The 18,268-nt window shown below is 66.0% G+C and carries 13 protein-coding genes and 2 pseudogenes; 11 read left to right on the forward strand and 4 right to left on the reverse strand.

Annotation, left to right across the window (positions count from 1 at the left end):
- Positions 1–6: 6 nt before the first annotated feature.
- The 7 genes and pseudogenes from gap to ltrA all read left to right on the forward strand — a co-directional run bounded on the left by gap (position 7) and on the right by ltrA (position 8,905).
- Positions 7–1,017 (forward strand): type I glyceraldehyde-3-phosphate dehydrogenase, encoded by a 1,011-nt coding sequence (gene gap, locus ACAD63_RS26725; RefSeq protein WP_434034624.1) that lies wholly within the window; start codon positions 7–9, stop codon positions 1,015–1,017.
- Between the two features lie 12 nt (positions 1,018–1,029).
- Positions 1,030–2,265 carry a phosphoglycerate kinase gene (locus tag ACAD63_RS26730; RefSeq protein WP_434034625.1) on the forward strand — a complete coding sequence of 412 codons (1,236 nt, stop codon included), beginning with the start codon at positions 1,030–1,032 and terminating at the stop codon, positions 2,263–2,265.
- Between the two features lie 36 nt (positions 2,266–2,301).
- Positions 2,302–3,339, forward strand: a complete 1,038-nt coding sequence (gene fba, locus ACAD63_RS26735) for a class II fructose-bisphosphate aldolase (RefSeq protein ID WP_133094601.1) — start codon at positions 2,302–2,304, stop codon at positions 3,337–3,339.
- Positions 3,340–3,407: 68 nt separating this feature from the next.
- Positions 3,408–3,912, forward strand: a pseudogene (locus ACAD63_RS26740) (Dyp-type peroxidase).
- Between the two features lie 98 nt (positions 3,913–4,010).
- A complete protein-coding gene (locus tag ACAD63_RS26745) occupies positions 4,011–5,033 on the forward strand; it encodes a class I fructose-bisphosphate aldolase (protein WP_434034626.1) in 1,023 nt (340 codons plus the stop codon).
- Positions 5,034–5,346: 313 nt separating this feature from the next.
- Positions 5,347–7,089 carry a tannase/feruloyl esterase family alpha/beta hydrolase gene (locus tag ACAD63_RS26750; RefSeq protein ID WP_135702746.1) on the forward strand — a complete coding sequence of 581 codons (1,743 nt, stop codon included), beginning with the start codon at positions 5,347–5,349 and terminating at the stop codon, positions 7,087–7,089.
- A gap of 452 nt (positions 7,090–7,541) precedes the next feature.
- Positions 7,542–8,905 (forward strand): annotated as a pseudogene (gene ltrA, locus ACAD63_RS26755) (group II intron reverse transcriptase/maturase).
- A 128-nt stretch (positions 8,906–9,033) separates the two neighbouring features.
- Here the strand turns inward: ltrA and ACAD63_RS26760 are convergent.
- The gene (locus tag ACAD63_RS26760; RefSeq protein ID WP_135702745.1) at positions 9,034–9,657 is read right to left on the reverse strand and encodes an FMN-binding negative transcriptional regulator; all 624 of its coding nucleotides are present in this window, start codon (positions 9,655–9,657) and stop codon (positions 9,034–9,036) included.
- Positions 9,658–9,738: 81 nt separating this feature from the next.
- Between ACAD63_RS26760 and ACAD63_RS26765 the strand changes: the two genes are divergently transcribed.
- Positions 9,739–11,223: a PLP-dependent aminotransferase family protein gene (locus ACAD63_RS26765; protein WP_135702744.1), complete on the forward strand. Its 1,485-nt coding sequence runs from the start codon at positions 9,739–9,741 to the stop codon at positions 11,221–11,223.
- 110 nt (positions 11,224–11,333) lie between these two features.
- Entirely contained in the window at positions 11,334–12,050 is a 717-nt protein-coding gene (locus ACAD63_RS26770) for a DUF899 family protein (RefSeq protein ID WP_135702743.1), read from the forward strand.
- A 74-nt stretch (positions 12,051–12,124) separates the two neighbouring features.
- Here ACAD63_RS26770 and ACAD63_RS26775 read toward each other — a convergent pair whose 3' ends face one another.
- Both ACAD63_RS26775 and ACAD63_RS26780 read right to left on the reverse strand, forming a co-directional pair.
- Positions 12,125–13,075, reverse strand: a complete 951-nt coding sequence (locus ACAD63_RS26775) for a Bug family tripartite tricarboxylate transporter substrate binding protein (protein WP_240745854.1) — start codon at positions 13,073–13,075, stop codon at positions 12,125–12,127.
- Between the two features lie 141 nt (positions 13,076–13,216).
- Positions 13,217–13,849 carry a TVP38/TMEM64 family protein gene (locus ACAD63_RS26780; protein WP_368671209.1) on the reverse strand — a complete coding sequence of 211 codons (633 nt, stop codon included), beginning with the start codon at positions 13,847–13,849 and terminating at the stop codon, positions 13,217–13,219.
- Positions 13,850–14,429: 580 nt separating this feature from the next.
- Between ACAD63_RS26780 and ACAD63_RS26785 the strand changes: the two genes are divergently transcribed.
- Both ACAD63_RS26785 and ACAD63_RS26790 read left to right on the forward strand, forming a co-directional pair.
- Positions 14,430–16,547, forward strand: coding sequence for a galactose oxidase-like domain-containing protein (locus ACAD63_RS26785; protein ID WP_434034627.1), 2,118 nt, complete (start codon positions 14,430–14,432; stop codon positions 16,545–16,547).
- Positions 16,548–16,788: 241 nt separating this feature from the next.
- Entirely contained in the window at positions 16,789–17,253 is a 465-nt protein-coding gene (locus tag ACAD63_RS26790) for a RidA family protein (RefSeq protein WP_135703942.1), read from the forward strand.
- 17 nt (positions 17,254–17,270) lie between these two features.
- Here ACAD63_RS26790 and ACAD63_RS26795 read toward each other — a convergent pair whose 3' ends face one another.
- On the reverse strand, positions 17,271–18,182 hold the full coding sequence (locus tag ACAD63_RS26795; RefSeq protein ID WP_135702739.1) for a LysR family transcriptional regulator: 912 nt from the start codon (positions 18,180–18,182) through the stop codon (positions 17,271–17,273).
- Positions 18,183–18,268: the final 86 nt, after the last annotated feature.

The raw sequence follows: 18,268 nt of genomic DNA on the forward strand, positions 1-18,268 counted from the left end.
GACATCATGACCATCAAGGTTGCCATCAACGGCTACGGGCGCATCGGGCGCAATGTACTGCGCGCCCACTATGAAGGCGGCAAGCGCCACGATATCGAGGTCGTTGCCATCAACGACCTCGGCAACGCCGCCACCAATGCCCACCTGACGCAGTACGACACCGTCCACGGCCGTTTCCCGGGCGAGGTCTCGGTTGACGGCGATGCCTTCCGCGTCAACGGCGACCGCATCCGCGTGGTGGCGCAGCGCAATCCGGCCGAGCTGCCGTGGGCCGGGCTGGGCGTGGACGTGGTGATGGAGTGCACCGGGCTGTTCACCAGCAAGGAGAAGGCATCGGCCCACCTGAAGGCCGGCGCGAAGAAGGTGATCATCTCCGCCCCGGGCGGCAAGGACGTGGACGCCACCATCGTCTATGGCGTGAACCACGGCGTGCTGAAGGCGACCGACACGGTCATCTCCAACGCCTCGTGCACCACCAACTGCCTGGCGCCGCTGGTCAAGCCGCTGCACGAGAAGCTGGGCGTGGTGAACGGGCTGATGACCACGGTGCACTCGTACACCAACGACCAGGTGCTGACCGACGTCTACCACGACGACCTGCGCCGCGCGCGCTCGGCCACCATGTCGATGATTCCGACCAAGACCGGCGCCGCCGCCGCCGTGGGACTGGTGCTGCCCGAGCTGGATGGCCGCCTGGACGGCTTTGCCGTGCGTGTCCCGACCATCAATGTGTCGCTGGTCGACCTGTCCTTCGTGGCGGCGCGGCCGACCACCGTGGACGAGGTCAACGGCATCCTGAAGAGCGCCGCCGAGGCCGAGCTCAAGGGCATCCTGGACTACAACACCGCGCCGCTGGTCTCGGTGGACTTCAACCACAGCCCGGCCTCGTCCACCTTCGACGCCACGCTGACCAAGGTCAACGGCACGCTGGTCAAGGTCTCGGCCTGGTATGACAACGAATGGGGCTTCTCCAACCGCATGCTGGATACCGCGGTGGCGCTGGCCAACGCACGCTGAAGGGTGGCTACGATGAGCATTTTCCATGCTACGGACACGCAACCGAAACCCGCGGCGCCGCACACGCTGGCCGCATTGCTCGCCGCCGGCGGGCTGGCCGGCAAGCGGGTCTTTATCCGCGCCGATCTCAACGTCCCGCAGGACGATGCGGGACAGATCACCGACGATACCCGCATCCGTGCTTCCTTGCCCGCGATCGAGGCCTGCCTGCAGGCGGGGGCCGCGGTGATGGTCACCTCGCACCTGGGCCGTCCCGAGGAAGGCAAGCCGGACCCGCGCCACAGCCTGGCGCCGGTGGGCCGCCGCCTGTCGGAGCTGCTGGGCCGGCAGGTGCCGCTGCTGTCCGGCTGGACCGCGGGCTGCTTCCAGGTGCCGCCCGGACAGGTGGTGCTGCTGGAAAACTGCCGCGTGAACAAGGGCGAGAAGAAGAACAGCGACGAGCTGGCCCAGAAGATGGCCGCGCTGTGCGACATCTACGTCAACGATGCCTTCGGCACCGCGCATCGCGCCGAAGCCACTACCCATGGCATCGCCAGGTATGCGCCGGTCGCCTGCGCCGGCCCGCTGCTGGCCGCCGAGATCGACGCGCTGGGCAAGGCGCTGGGCCAGCCGGCGCGTCCGCTGGTGGCGATCGTGGCCGGCTCCAAGGTTTCGACCAAGCTGACCATCCTGAAGTCGCTGGCCGACAAGGTCGACAACCTGGTCGTCGGCGGCGGCATCGCCAACACCTTCATGCTGGCCGCCGGCCTGAAGATCGGCAAGTCACTGGCGGAAGCCGAGCTGGTCGGCGATGCCAGGGCCATCATCGACATCATGGCCAGGCGCGGCGCCTCGGTGCCCATTCCCGTCGACGTGGTCTGCGCCAAGGAATTCAGCGCGACCGCCGCGGCCATCGTCAAGGATGTGAAGGATGTGGCCGACGACGACATGATCCTGGACATCGGCCCCCAAACCGCCGCGTTGCTGGCCGAGCAGTTGAAGGCCGCCGGTACCATCGTCTGGAACGGCCCGGTGGGCGTGTTCGAATTCGACCAGTTCGGCAACGGCACCAAGGTGCTGGCGCAGGCCATCGCCGAATCCAAGGCCTTCTCGATCGCCGGCGGCGGCGACACGCTGGCCGCCATCGCCAAGTACGGCATTGCCGACCGTGTCGGCTACATCTCCACCGGCGGCGGCGCGTTCCTGGAATTCCTGGAAGGCAGGAAGCTGCCCGCACTGGACGTGCTGGAGCAGCGCGCCGCCGGCTGACCCGTATTACCAAGCATCGACTAAAGGAGCTTCACCATGGCACTCATTTCCTTGCGACAGCTGCTGGACCACGCGGGAGAGTACGGCTACGGCGTGCCGGCATTCAACGTCAACAACCTGGAACAGATTCACGCCATCATGGAAGCGGCCGAGGAGACCGACAGCCCGGTCATCCTGCAGGCCTCGGCCGGCGCGCGCAAGTATGCCGGCGAGGCCTACCTGCGGCATATGGTGCTGGCCGCTGCCGAAACCCATCCGGACATCCCCATCGTGCTGCACCAGGACCACGGCTCCAGCCCGGCCGTGTGCCAGGCCTCGATCCGCTCCGGCTTCACCAGCGTGATGATGGACGGCTCGCTGCGCGAAGACATGAAGACGCCGTCGGACTACGACTACAACGTCGAGGTCACGCGGCGCGTGTGCGAGATGGCGCATGCGGTCGGCGTGTCGGTGGAAGGCGAACTCGGCTGCCTGGGCTCGCTCGAAACCGGGCAGGCCGGCGAAGAGGACGGCGTGGGCGCGGCAGGCACGCTGTCGCACGACATGATGCTGACCGACCCGGCGCAGGCGCGCGACTTTGTCGCACGCACCGGCGTGGATGCGCTGGCCATCGCCATCGGCACCAGCCACGGCGCCTACAAGTTCTCGCGCAAGCCCACCGGCGACATCCTGGCGATGGACCGCATCCGCGAGATCCACGAGCAGATCCCCGATACCCACCTGGTGATGCACGGCTCCAGCTCGGTGCCGCAGGAATGGCTGGAGATCATCCGCCAGTACGGCGGCGAGATCAAGGAGACCTACGGCGTGCCGGTCGAGGAAATCCTGCGTGGCATCAGGATGGGCGTGCGCAAGGTGAATATCGACACCGATATCCGCCTGGCCATGACCGGGGCGATCCGCAAGTCGCTGTCCGAGGACCGCAGCGAGTTTGATCCGCGCAAGGCCCTGCTGGCGGCCAAGAAAGGGGCCAAGGGCGTGGTGAAGCTGCGTTTCGAGGCCTTCGGCTGCGCCGGGCAGGCGTCGCGGATCAAGCCGGTGGGGATGGAAAGGATGGCGGGGCTCTACCGCTAGCGGCGCTCGCAGTACCACCACCCCGCCACGGCGATCCGGCTGCAGAGCCGCAAGCCGTCAGCAGCCCCATCACCCGTAGCGCGATTTTCATCGTCGCGACCCTTTCACCCGGCGCCGCGCACGCCGAAACCGTGCGGGCGTGGTGCGCGGATGTGGCCGCGCTGGTCCGTGCCGTAGGCAAGCGGGTCCAGGGCGGCAACCTTTCCTGTGTCTGCGGCTTCGGATCCGGGGCCTGGGACACGCTGTTCGGACAGCCACGGCCGGCCTCGCTGCATCCGTTCCGCGAATTCGGCAGCGGCGCGCGCCGCGCCATGGCCATGTGACAACATGCCGTTCGGGCAACCGGGCAAGGGCGAGTTCGGTACCTTCTTTATCGGCTACGCCCGCTCTCCCGCGCCGGTCGAGCAGATGCTCGAGAACATGTTCGTGGGGCGCCCGCCCGGCAACTATGACCGGCTGCTGGACTTCAGCGAGGCGGTCAGCGGCAACCTGTTCTTCGTGCCGCCTGCCTCGCTGCTGGAGGCGCTTGCCGAACGCCGCCCGGGAGGCGCCGATACCGGTGAGGCTCGGTAGTTCCGCGTGGCGGTCCGCGACGGCCCGCACGCCGGTCGCTTGCGCAATCGCACCGAGGCGCCAATGCTTGTTGTTATACCCCCTCCCGGAGCAACTCCATGGACACAGCAAGCGAACTGCAAGCCACCGTCGACGCCATGGTGCAGGGCGCCAAAGGCCTGCTGGCCGCCGACGAAAGCGGGCCGACCATCGCCAAGCGGTTCGACCGCATCGGTGTGGAATCCAGCGAGGAGAGCCGCCGGGCGTGGCGCAACCTGCTCCTGTCCACGCCGGGCCTGGGCGAGTTCATCGGCGGCGTGATCCTGTACGAGGAGACCCTGGGCCAGCGGGCCGACGATGGCACGCCGCTGCCCGAACTGGCCGCGCGCCAGGGCATCGTGCCCGGCATCAAGGTCGACAAGGGCAAGCTCGCGCTGGCGCACGCACCCGGGGACGAAATCACCGAAGGCCTCGACGGGCTGGCAAAACGGCTTGCCGGCTATCGCCAGCAGGGCGCGCGCTTTGCCAAATGGCGTGCCGTCTACAACGTGTCCGACAAGCTGCCGGGCCGGCTTGCCATTCACGCCAACGCCGAGGCGCTGGCGCGCTATGCCGCGATCTGCCAGGAGGCAGGGATCGTGCCCATCGTCGAACCCGAGGTGCTGATGGATGGCGCGCACAGCATGGCGCGCTGTGCGGAAGTCACCGAAGCCGTGCTGCATGAGGTGTTCGACGCCTTGCAGCGGCATGCGGTGGTGTTCGAGCACATGCTGCTGAAACCCAGCATGGTGCTTCCAGGCAAGGATGCGGGGCAGGCGGCACCGGCAGAGGTTGCCACGCAGACCGTACAGGTGCTCAGGCGCACCGTGCCCGCCGCGGTGCCGGGTATTTTTTTCCTGTCCGGCGGCCAGACGCCCGCCGAAGCCACCGCCAATCTCGATGCGATGAACCGGCTCGGCCCGTTGCCCTGGCGGCTCAGCTTCTCCTATGGGCGCGCCTTGCAGGAGCCGCCATTGCTGGCGTGGCGCGGGGAGCCGGCCAACGCCGCGCTGGCGCAACGGGCGCTGCTGCAGCGCTCGCGGCTCAACGCCATGGCGTGCCTGGGGCAATACGAAGCGGCGATGGAGAACGCCGCGGCCTGATCAGCGCGCAAGGTGCCGGCGGGCGTGCTCTTCTATCGCTGAATCGCCGGCGGCCTGCCGCGCCGTTTGCAGGTCCTTCCCGATTCGATTGAAAGAACTTCCGGTCGCCGGCCCGGGTGCGCGTGTGACGCGCGCATCCGGCAAACACCCGGCCCTCCGCTTCGGCAATACGGAACATATTTCACGCTCCACATCCGTCTCATCACCTGCGTGCTGGCATGCCGAATGCAGACGCAGGCACCGAGGATTATCCCGCCGGGGCCGAGGTCCCGGCGGCGCTATCCCGTCCCAGGAGACCCCGTGGAGAAGACAAATGTCAACCGACTTGCAAAGCAGAGTTTTGCCAGTGACCTTCAAACTGGCTCCCGTCCTCGTTGCGACCGTGGCCGGCCTTGTGCTGAGTGCCTGCGGCGGCGGTGACGGTGACAACGATCATCCCCCGCCGGTAAAGACCCCGGTATCGTGCCAGAACTTGCCGGGCAAGACCGTCCCCGCGAGCAGCATCGGCCTGCCTACCAAGGGCGCAACGGTTGCCGAGACCGACATGGTGCCGGCTACCGGCGGCGGGCAGCTGGGCACTGGCGCGTATTGCAAGGTAACGGGGACCATCGCGCCCGTCGATCCGACGGCGCCACCGATCCGGTTCGAGATAAACATGCCCGCCAGCTGGAACCAGAAGGTGGTGATGTTCGGCGGCGGCGGCTATGACGGGACCATTCCCAACACGGCAGGCAATGTGCCGGCCGGACCGACTGACCAGCCCTCGCCACTGGCGCGCGGCTATGCCACCTTCGCCAGCGATTCCGGCCACCAGGCGGGTGCGCTCGGCAGCCGCGACGGCTCGTTCGGCGTCAATGACGAGGCGCTGCGCAACTATGCCAGCGACGCGCTGAAGAAGACGCGCGACGTGGCGATCGCGCTGATCCAGATGCACTACCAGGCCGATGGCCCGAAGAAGGCCTACTTTGCCGGCGGATCGACCGGCGGCCGCGAAGCGCTGGCCGTGGTGCAGCGCTGGCCGCAGGACTGGGATGGCGCCATCGTGCTCTATCCCGCCTGGAATGCCGCCAGCCTGGACCTGCAGTTCGGCCGCATCACCCGCGCGCTGGCCGCGCCGGGCGCCTACCCGAACCAGCCCAAGCGCAAGGTGCTATACGACGCCGCCATTGCCGCGTGCGACGACCTCGACGGCGTCAAGGACGGCCTGATCAGCAATGTCGCCGCCTGCAATGCCAGCTTCGACCCATCCACGGCCATGCTCAACGGCCAGCCGGTCCGCTGCGCCAACGGCGCCGACGCCGGGGACACGTGCCTGTCCGACGCGCAGATCAACGCGCTGAAGGTGTACAACTCGCAGATCGTGTTCGGCTATGCGCTGGGCAGCGGCGAGACGCAGTATCCGGGCTTCAACGTCTGGGGCGCCGACCTCGGCTTGGCCGGCAACGCATCCGTCCAGCCGACAGTCATTGCCCTGGCGCTCAACATCGATGCCCCGGTCAATCCGATGCCCGCTACCGCGCCGTACATGAGCGTGTTCTGGGACCAGTGGGTGCGCTACTTCGTCACGCGCGATCCGACCTTCAACTCGCTGACGCTCGACCCGCAGAACCCGGGGCCCTGGCAGGACCGCATCAGCCAGCTTGCCGGGCTGCAGGACATCAACAAGACCGACCTGTCCGCGTTCATGAACAAGGGCGGCAAGATCCTGATGGCGCACGGCAAGTCCGATGCGCTGGTCAGCACGCGCGCGACCGAGGACTACTTCACGCGCGTACAGGGAACGATGGGCGCGGGCAATGTCGCCAACTTCATGCGTTACTACGAAATCCCGGGCTACGGACACTCGATAAGCTCGGTGTTCAATGCTTCGTGGGACTCGCTGACGGCGCTTGAGAAGTGGGTCGAGCAGGGCACCGCGCCGGCTTCGCTGACGGTGACCGACACGGTCGGCGTGCCGGGCCGCACGCGGCCGCTGTGCGAATACCCGAGCTGGCCGAAGTACAACGGCGCCGGCGATGTGAACCTGGCATCGAGCTTTACCTGCGCGACGCAATAATGCGGAGGCAGGCGTAGGAAAAAGGGGCGAGCCCGTGCGGCTCGCTTCTTTTGTGCGCCCAGCATGGGCGCACTCTTGTGGGTGCAAGTCCCACCGTAAGCTGATCACAGCGAACGAAGCGAAGCGCAACTGCGTGAGGGCGACCGAGCGTGGGGAGGAAGCGTGGAGCGTAAATCGTGAGCCGATGAACAAGAACCACATAGAAGGCGCGGCTGAGCAGGGCGAGCGGGCGAGAAACCGCGAAGCTCTTGTGATCAAGGCGAGGCAGCGTAAATGTGGCGGCTGTGCGATGAAGGAGTGCGTTCTTACCTGGGGAGACCTCACCTCGATCCCGAAAGGGTAACGGCGTCGAGCCGGAGTGAGGAGTCAGCAGAGGCCGTAGTAGCCAGAGGACAGACCGGCAAGGTTGGAGCTATTGGCGAAGGGCCGAACGAGAGGAAGTGTCAGAAGCCATGACGATGTTGGAGGCCAGGCGCCAGAAGCCCGCGCGAGCGGGGCGGGACACCGAAGCCAGGGGTGAAGCCCCGGATGGAGTGTGTCGCGGCGAAGCCGAAATCCCGCGGCATGAAACGGACGGCACAGGGTCGGCGCTGCTGGAAGCGGCGCTGACGCGCGAGAACTTGCGGCAGGCGTTCAAACGGGTGCGGGCGAACAAGGGGTCGGCGGGTGTGGACTGGACATTGACCAGACGTCGCGCAAACTGGCGTCCGAGTGGCCTCGTATCCGTGAGGAACTGCTGCGGGGGACGTACCGGCCCAGTCCGGTACGACGGGTGACGATCCCGAAGGCGGAAGGTGGCGAGCGCGAGCTTGGCATCCCGACGGTGACGGATCGGCTGATCCAGCAGGCGCTGCTGCAAGTCCTGCAACCGCTGCTTGACCCGACCTTCAGCAAGCATAGCTACGGGTTTCGGCCTGGACGGCGGGCACATGATGCGGTGTTAGCCGCTCAGTCGTTCGTGCAGTCGGGCCGTCATGTGGTGGTGGACGTGGACTTGGAGAAGTTCTTCGACCGGGTCAACCACGACATTCTGATCGACCGCCTAAGGCAACGCATCGCCGACGCCGGGATCATCCGGCTGATACGAGCCTACCTGAACGCGGGAATCATGGATGGCGGGGTGGTCATGGAACGGCATCAGGGAACGCCGCAAGGTGGTCCCCTGTCGCCGCTGCTGGCCAACGTCTTGCTAGATGAGGTGGACAAGGAGTTAGAGTGGCGGGGTCACTGCTTCGCGCGGTATGCCGATGACTGCAACGTCTACGTTGGCAGTCGTCGCGCTGGCGAGCGGGTGATGGCTCTGCTACGAAGGCTCTATGACCGCCTCAAGCTGAAAGTTAACGAAGCCAAAAGCGCCGTGGCGCCGGTATTTGGTCGCAAGTTCCTTGGGTATGGCCTATGGCAAGCCCGGGACGGTGTGATCAAACGTGTGGTGGCTGCTAAGCCAATGGCGGCGTTCAAACAGCGTGTCAGGGTACTGACGCGGCGCAATGGTGGGCGCAGCCTCCAAGCCGTAGTCGATCAGTTGCGCCCTTACCTGCTGGGCTGGAAAGCCTACTTCGGGCTGGCGCAGACCTCCAGAATCTGGCGTGAGTTGGACAGCTGGATAAGGCGGCGGCTTCGGGCCTTGCAGCTCAAACAGTGGCGCAGGGGCAAGACTATCCACCGCGAACTGCTTCGCCTGGGGGCCTCACTACCGGTGGCGCAGTCGGTGGCGGCGTTAAGCCGTCGCTGGTGGCACAACAGCCTATCGGCGATTCATCGGGTGCTGACCACTGCCTACTTCGATAGTCTGGGACTGCCCCGTCTCGTCTGACCTCAACCTCTCGAACCGCCCGGTGCGGACCCGCATGCCGGGTGGTGTGGCAGGGGATGCAGCCCGATGGGCTGCCCCCTATGCCGATTGCTTGCTTGCGCTTTTACTTGCTCTTTTACTTGCCTGCCTTACCCGGCACGACGCATGGACTGCGCGAGTTCGCCGAATCCCCGCGCTTGCAGCGATTCCGCGGCACCCAGCCGGTCGCGCGCTTCCCGGTTCTGGCTCAGCTTGACCTTGCCCTGCAGCGCAGTGACGGCGATCTCGATGCCGACGATATGGCGCAGCATGCCGTCGATGAATTCGGGCGTGGAGTCGCCCATCTTCCACGGCCTGGGCTCGTCCGCTTCGTGCCGGCGCGTCAGGCGCGCGACGATGCGCCGGACGAAGCGTTCGTCGTCATGCACGGTGAGCGTGCCGTGCGCGTGCACCACCTCGTAGTTCCAGGTCGGCACCAGGCGGTGCGTCTCGTGCTTGCTCGGGTACCAGTTTGGCGAGATGTAGGCCTCGGCGCCGCGAAAGACGACCATCACCGGCGTGCCGGAAGGGCAGCGCTGCCAGACCGGGTTGGCACGCGCCACGTGGGCGCTGAGCACGCCGTGCGAGCCCGCGTCGGCGTCGAACTCGAACGGAATGTGGTCGGCATCCAGCGTGCCGCTTGCCTGGGTGACCAGCATGCCGAGCGGGTGCGCGCGAATGATGCGCGCAAGTTCTTCTGGGCGGGTTTCTGCGAAGTGGGCGGGGATGTACATGGGGCGAACGGGTGTCCTGGCGTCGTAGATACTGTCTCCTGTAACTGGCACAATCGGAAGGTCCAGTTTTCAGGATTTTTTATGGGCCAGTTTCCCCGACCCAACGGCCCGCGGCCGGGCGCCAGCGGCGCGGGACGCCGCATCTACGACCTGCTGCGCGGCCAGATCTCGGACGGCGTGCTGCCGCCGGGCGCGCCCGCACCGTCCACGCGGGCGCTGGCAGCCGAGCTGGGGGTATCCCGCACCACGGTCACCGCGGCCTATGAGCAGTTGGCGGCCGAAGGCTTTCTCGTCACGTCGGCGGGGCGCGCGGCGCGGGTTGCCAATGCGCTGACGGCGCCGGCGCCTGCCAGCGCGGCCGGGACGCCGCGCCTTGCCTCCCGTTTGCCGCTGTCCCGCTTTGCACGCCGGCTGGCGGACATCGGCATGCCGGCATTCCCCGACGCGGAACCGCTTCGTTTCGACTTCCGCTATGGCGCGGTGGCGTCGCGGGATTTCCCTACGCTGGCGTGGCGGCGCGCCTATCAGGCCGAACTGCTGCGTCAGCAGGACGGCCTTTACTATGCGGCGCCGGAGGGCGACCCTGCGCTGCGCCGCGCCCTGCAGGGCTATCTGCGGCGGGCCCGCGGGCTTGCCTGCGAGCCCGCGCAAATCGTGGTGGTGAACGGCTCGCAACAGGCCATCGACCTGTGCGCGCGGCTGCTGCTGGATGCCGGCGACGCCTTCGCCTTTGAAGATCCCGGCTACCTGATGGCCCGGTGCTGCTTCGCGGCGACCGGCGCCACCTGCCTGCCCACGCCCGCGGACGAACACGGACTGGATACCGCCAGCCTGCCGCAGCACGAGCGCGTCCGCCTGGCATACGTGACGCCATCGCACCAGTTCCCGCTGGGTGGCGTGCTGCCGGTCGGCCGGCGCATGGAATTGCTGCAATGGGCACAGCGCCACGATGCCTGGATCGTCGAAGACGACTACGACGGCGAGTTCCGCTACGGCCAGCGCCCGATCGACACGCTGCAGTCGATCGACACCGACGGACGCGTGATCTACGTCGGCACCCTCTCCAAGGCATTGTCGCCGCAACTGCGGCTCGGCTACCTGGTGCTCCCTGCCGAACTGGTGCCGGTGTTCCGGCAGGCCAAGCGGCTGGCCGACCGCCATGCGCCGGTGCTGGAGCAGCGCGCGCTGGCCGCGCTGATCGAGAGCGGCGCCTACGAACGCCATGTGCGGCGCATGCGCCGGGAGAACGAGCGCCGCCGTGCGGCGTTGCTGGATGGCATTGCCCGCTACCTGCCCGCGGATGCCGAGGTCAGCGGCACGGCGGCCGGCCTGCATGTGGTGCTGTGGCTGCCGTCGCTGCGCCCGCGGGACGAAGCGGCGCTGGCGGCTGCCGCGCGGGAGCAGGACGTGGGCGTTTATCCGTTGTCGCCGCTGTTTGCCTTGCCGCCGTCGCCAGGACCCACACGACCGGCCGGGCTGGTGCTGGGCTATGCCAGCCTGACGACCCGGCAGATTGAGGAAGGCATGCGCATCCTGGGCGCGGTCATCGCGGCTATGGCCGCGTGAACCCTATGCTGCGGTGCTATCGGATCGCGTCTATGCCGGTGTGCTCGAAGGCGCGGAGAACCGATCCCGGCGTCGACAAGCCTAACAGGGAGCAACCGCAGGAGGCTAGCATGTTGCACGTCACTTACCCCAACGAAAGCGCCGAGTACCGCAAGGCGCGGAACGCACTGCTTGAAGAGGAAATTGCGTTGCGAAGGCATATCGAGGCCGTCGCGGCGCAGCGCCGCGCGCTGCCGCCAGGCGGCGAAGTGCCGCAGGACTACGTGTTCGAGCGGATCGGCGCGAACGGCATGCCCGAAACGGTCGCAATGTCCGGGCTGTTCGGCCCGCATCCCACCCTGGTCCTGTACAGCTTCATGTACGGCCCGGACCGCGATACGCCATGCCCGATGTGCACGCTCTTGCTCGACTCCGTCAACGGCGCGGCCAGGCATGTCGGCCAGCGTGCTGCGCTCTATATCGTCGCCAAGTCGCCCATCGCGCGGCTGGTCGCGTGGGCGCGCGAACGGGGATGGGCGCATCTTCAGTTCCTCTCGACCGCGGGCAACAGCTACGACGCCGACTATTTCGGAGACTCAACGAAACTGCCGGCGCAGATCCGGGCGTTGAGCGGCGGGAAGCCCGGCGAGGAATGGGACGACACCGCATTCAACGTATTCCGTCTCGACCACGGCAAGGTCCGCCACTTCTGGGGCAGCGACCTTACCTGGGCACCGGCGGACGTTGGCACGGATCATCGATCCGGCGACGCCGTCAGTGCGCTCTGGGGCCTGCTCGACATGACGCCCGAGGGGCGTGGGCAGTTCATGCCGAAGCTTGCCTACTAACGCCCCGCGCGCGACCAGTCCTTCGTCGCAGGATGCGCTGACAGCGCAGGCCATTGCGACGGCCTGCGCTGCCATCACTTCTCCTGCATCCTGGCCGCCTTGACGATCTCGCCCAGCCGCTTCCGTTCCGCATTGACGAACTTCACGAAATCCGCACGCGTGCCGCCGATCGGCTCGATGCCGACGGCCTTCAGCTTGGCGGAGGCGTCGGGATCTTTCATGGCCTTGTCGACCGCCGCGGCGACCTTGTCGAGAATGGCGTTGGGCGTGCCCTTGGGCGCGTGGACACCGGCCCAGTGGGCGATCTGCAAATCCGGAAAACCCTGCTCGACCGCGGTGGAGAGCTGCGGGTAGGCCGAGATGCGCTGCGTCCAGGTCGTGGCCAGCGCCTTGAACTTGCCTTCGTGCAGGATGTGCGGCAGCGCGATGATGCTGGCCTCGGAGGTGCCCTCCACCTGGCCGCCCAGCACTGCCGTGGTGCTCTCCGACCCGCTCTTGTACGGCACCGGCTGCAGCTTCGCGCCGTACTTTACGTTCAGGATCTCGGCGACAAAGTGGGGCGTGCTGCCGGTTCCCGCGGTGGCGAAGTTGAAGCCGGTGCCTTTCTTCGAGGCCTCGACAAAGTCGCGCAAGTCCTTGTAGGGCGCGTTCTTCGGCACGACGATCACCGACGGCGCGAGGCCGATCATGGCGACCGGCACCAGGTCGTCGTCCTTGAACGGCATCGACTTCTTGATCATGCTGTTGGAAATGACACCGGCGGCGCTGATCAGGAAGGTGTAGCCATCGGGCTTGCTCTTGGCCACCACGTCCGCGCCGACGGTGCCACCGGCGCCCGGGCGGTTCTCGACCAGTACGGTCTGCCCCAGCTCCTTGGAAGCGCCCTCGGCCGCGGCGCGCGCCATCAGGTCATTGGCGCCGCCAGCGGCGAAAGGCACGACAAAGCGGATGGGTTTGTTCGGCCACTGCCCTTGTGCCGAGGCCGGCGTAGCGGCAATCAGGCTTGCCGTGGCCAGCAGGCCCAAGGCGAATCGATATTTCGTGGTCAAGGCTTGTCTCCGTGTGTGGATCAGGGAATCGGCTCGTCAGCGTATGTCTTTTGTGCCGGTAATCCTATATTCACCCGGGGACTGCCCGCAACGACCTGATCTGAGCCGACGCCCGCCTCAGCGCCGACGCAGGCCGCCAGCCTTGTGCTTCCTGGCCGTACGCAGCGCCAGTCCCGCCAGCACCGCGACGACCGCCAGGATGCCGGCGGCGATGAAGAAGGGCAGGGGCCGGTCGATCGCCAGGCTCTCGCCCGCGACGACGATGCCAATCGCATAGCCCGCTTCGGCGATGGCGATGGCGGCCAGGAACTTCGCGAAGGGGTAGCGCATCGTGCCAAAAAGATAGCCGGGAATTTCGGACGGCACCGCGATGCAGAACAGCAGCACCGCCCAGAATCTGATGCGCTTCGATACGTAGTCCTGGTACTTCGCCAGCTTGTCCGCATAACCGCTGCGGGCAAGCAACGGATAGGCGAGACGGCCGATGCCGTAGGCGGCAACCGCGCCCAGCACCCAGCCGCCCCAGAGCAGAAGAACGGTGAGGGGCTTGCCAAACACGGCGCTGGCCGGCGGCACCAGGACCACGCTCGAGGCGAAAGCGAGCATGGCAGATACGGCGGAGAACAGGAAGAAAACCAGCGCGCCAGCCCCGGGATGCTGTTCCATCGTTGCCTGGGCCCAGGCGATGGCCTGGTCGGCAAAGCCCTTGACGGGCGGGGACAGCACGGCCAGGGCGATCAGCGCCGCCACGGTGCCGACTGCAGACCAGAACCAGATGGTGCGCCGATTGGCAGACAATTTGCTCAGCATATAAAAATTAGAACCGCGGGCAGGGCCGAAGTTTCGATGCGAGGGCACGGTGGATCACGACGGGGGGCGCCGTGCGCGCGGCCACTGGCGGCAATTTCGAGTTTTAGCTCGCGGCACAAACTGCAAGAGATTGACGGCTCATTGCCCCGCTAGAGACATACGAGCCCCGACGTAGTTGTCTCCTCTCTGAAACGTTCTTTCCGGTTTGCGCTGGCCGGCAATTCTTCCACCGCAAAATTTCCGAACAGAATCAAGACGCTAGCCCGGTTGGCACCGATCTCGCTTAGCCATTTGAATCAATTCGCTATTCCGGGGAGATGCCGGGCGTGGGCCGGCGATGCCGGCACGCGCTCAAGTTGGCAGTGAAGCTACCGCCCGAAGGCAGTATTGGAGGGCGCAGCCGAGACCAGGGATGTCGTCCCGCGCGCTTCCCTGTCTTGCGACGCTGCGGGTGCACCGCATGTCCAGGGCATAGCCAAATGCGCCACGGAAATCAGAGAAGGAGGGCGCCACCAGTACCTTGGTTGAAACAGCTTTTCAAGGGCTGGGGGCACTGCTGGCTGCAGTCCTCCCGGCTGTTTCCTGCATTGATGGCTTCAAAGGTGGTCGTATGGCAAATCGTCGTAAGGCCCTGTCACTGGCGCTGACAGGCACATGCTCGTTCTGGCTTATCGCCGCGCCGGCCGGTACCGCTGCGGCGGTGGAGGCATGCCCTGCCGCGGGTGCGACGGTATGTGGGGTAAACAGCGGTCTGATTCCCGTGCACAAGGATTTCATCCACACCTCGCTGATATGGAATAAGAAGTACGCGGAATGCCCGAAAATGCTGATCTGGATGCGGCCATCTGAGTACAAGCCGAAGCACTATCTGAATCCGCCGGTGCAGGGTGGTGGCTTCCCGGGATTCAACCAGAAGTACATCGAACTGGTACAGGGCGGTTTCGGGCTCGGACAACTCGACGAAAGCGGCTGGTCGCGCTACAGCTCCGACCTCGAACGTGAAAACACCCAGATCGTGGATGTCTGTGGACTGCAGTCCCTGATCGATACCGGCATATTCACCAAGACGGCTATCGCCGACCTGACCAGCGCGGACATCAGCCATACCGATCCGTTCTTTTCGGACGCAGGCTTTTCCAGGGGACTGGGATATAACCTGTTCTGCAATGGCCACGTGGCTGGCATCGATGGCCGCATCTATGTAGTCGGGTTGCATGACAAGGGCGGCAACAATGGCGGCAGGAAGGTCAATATATTCGACCCCAAGACCGAGCAATGGGTATTCAGGCCCACGCCCTGCGTCAGGTCAGGCTTTGAATCGGATCCGACCGGCACCTTGTCGCATTGCAATCCCCTCGATGAGAACAATACCGACCCGCCGCTCCCCTCGGACCTGAAGTACCAGCGGTGGTACCCCACCGCCGTGACCCTGCCCGACGGGAAGATCCTGGTGCTGTCCGGCTCGGACCAGGATACCAGCGTGGGGGCGGGCAACGCGAGCGCCACCAAGGTACGGCAGGCGGTACCCGAGGTGTACGACCCCAAGACGGACACGACGGTGGCGCTGGAGAGCGCGCGCAAGCTGCTGCCAATGTATCCGCGCGCCTTTGTGGTCCAGACCGGCCCTGGCGAGAAGGACTGGAAGGTCGCGGTGACATCCGAAGTCGTGCCGCCCCTGCCCGGGGAAACGGGCGGCCTCAACATCCGCGGATATGACCCGTTCTTCTACAGCGGCAAGACCTACCTGTTCGATGTCCAGGCAGCGCTGGCCGATCCGCTGATCGCCACGCCGGCGCAAAACCATTGGCAATATGTCGATACCGCGCAGAATGCCCACGACAGTGGTGCCGGGGCCATCATGGTAACGATCAACGCGGATGGCACGTGGTCGCAAAACGTGTTCCTGTTCGGCGGATCGAATGGCGGCAACACACCGGGATCGGCGGTTGCGGAAACCATCAACTTCTCCAGCGCGACGCCAAAATGGACGTCCCTTAGCAACCTGGCCCAGCCGGTCTCCCAGAACAATGTGGTCGTGCTGCCGGACGGGAAGCTGCTGGTCGTTGGTGGTGCCGAGGGCGACGTCAACAGCCTGGTCTACCAGCTGTACAATCCGGCCGACGGCAGCAGGACCGACGTGGCCACTTCGCCGGTGCCACGGCATGACCATTCCACTGCGCTGCTGATGCCAAATGGCGGTGTATGGGTGATGGGCGGCAACCGGGTCAACCTGATACCGGGATCGCCGCAGACGCAGGCGCAGCGTGACGCCGCCGTACCGGTCATCGAGTTCTACAAGCCGCCGTATTTCTTCAAGGGCGCGAAGCCGGTCATCACCCAAAGTCCCAACAGCATCCACTACGGCAACAGCTTCAAGCTCGACGTCTCCGGTACTGAGGTCGAGTCGGTGGCGCTGGTTCGTACCGGTCCGATCACGCACAACTGGACCTGGGGAAACCGGTACGTGAAGCTGCCGGTGCGGCTTCACAACGACGGCAAGCTGGAGGTCACCGCGCCGCCGCTGCCAGGGCTGGCGATTGCCGGCGACTACGTGCTCTACGCCGTTGGCAAGAACGGGACCGTCAGCGAAGGGCGGCATGTGCTGCTGAAGTCCAAGGGGGAACCTGCGAACGATTAGACATTGGCAGGTATTGACCGCCGGACCCGTCCGGGCCCTTCGTTCGCGAAGCGGCCCCCGACGGGCACGCGGATTTGTTCCATGGCGTTTCTATTCCTGTTCCCGCCGGTGCCTGTATTCCCGGTCAATGCGCACCTAAACTGAGCCTGACAGGAGAAGGCCGAAGACTGCGCTGCCGCCATTCAGGCCAGCCGCACGGCACTCCCGATTCACAGCACACCCGACCAGACTGGAATACATGATGTCCGTACATGAACGACTTTCGGCGCGCGGACTGGCGCTGCCGCGGCCCCCGCAACCACTGGGCAGCTATACCGCCGTCAGCCAGGCGGGAGACCTGCTCTTCATCTCCGGCCAGTTGCCATTGCAGGACGGCAAGGTGGCCTGGCAAGGCCAGGTCGGCAAGGACCTGACGGTCGGGCAGGGCAAGCTGGCCGCCGAACTCGCGGCTCTCAACGTGCTGGCGCAGATCGATGACTGCCTGGGTGGCTTCGAGCGCCTGGACCATATCGTTCGCGTCGACGGCCACATTGCCAGCGCGCCGGGCTGGTTCGACCAGCCCGCGGTCCTCGACGGGGCTTCGGACCTGTTCCGCGATGTGCTGGGGGACAAGGCCGGCCATGCACGGACCATTTCCGCGCATTTCCAGCAGCCCGCCAATGCAGCGGTGATCCTCGTGGTGATTGCGCAGCTCAAGCCTGCGTGAGCGCTCCGCGTGGAGATTTACGCGGAAAACTTCTCCACCAGGAAGTCGACGAAGACGCGCACGCGGCGCGTCACGTGCCGCGCCGACGGGTAGAGCAGCACGAACGGCCGCGTACTGCCGCTGAATTCCTGCAAGACTTCCACCAGCGTGCCGTCGCGCAGGTCCTGTTCCACCACGAAGCGATAGGTCTGGAACAGGCCCGCTCCGGCGCGGACCAGCGTGGCCCCGCCGAGGATGTCCTCGGTCGCCGCATAGCCGCCGGTGGTGACGATATCGGTGTCTTCGCCATTGACGCGGAAGGTCCAGGGAATGCGCCGGCCGCTGCTGGGGCGTTCGAACTGGATGCATTCATGCCTGAGCAGGTCTTCCAGTGACCGGGGCGTGCCGGCGCGCTGCAGGTAGGCGGGCGTTGCCACGACCACCAGCTCGGCATCCTCCAGCTTGCGCGCAATCAGGTTCGAGTCGTCCGGCGCGCGGCCGCGCACCGACAGGTCATAGGTGTCGTCCGCGAAATCGACGTTGCGGTTGCTGATATGCACGTCGACCTCGACTTCCGGGTACTGCGCCCGGAACGCCGGCAGGACCGGCAGCACGCGGTAGTGGGCATAGGGCGTCGGCAGGCTGATCCGCAAGCGGCCCGCGGGCGCTGCGCGCTGGCCGCTGACCTGCCGCTCCGCATCCAATAGCTGCGCCAGCGCGCCCCGGCTTTGCTCGAAATACAGCCGGCCTTCGTCGGTCAGGCGGATCTGCCGCGTGGTGCGCACGAACAGGCGTACCCCCAGCCGTTCTTCCAGCCGCTGCACGGTGCGGCTGACTGCAGGCGGCGTCACGCCGGCCGCGACCGCGGCGGCGGTGAAGCTGCCCAGTTCGGCGGCCAGGCAGAACAGCTCGATGCTGCCGAGCTGGAGGTCATCGAATTGCCTTTTCATCGGGTCGGATCAGGCGGTGCATCGGGTGGCGGGAAGCGGTGTTCCCATCATATGTGGGCCTTTGCCAGAAGTCGATGGCGGCCGTC

Source organism: Cupriavidus sp. a3 (genome assembly GCF_051015765.1).
Lineage (GTDB): Bacteria > Pseudomonadota > Gammaproteobacteria > Burkholderiales > Burkholderiaceae > Cupriavidus > Cupriavidus oxalaticus_A.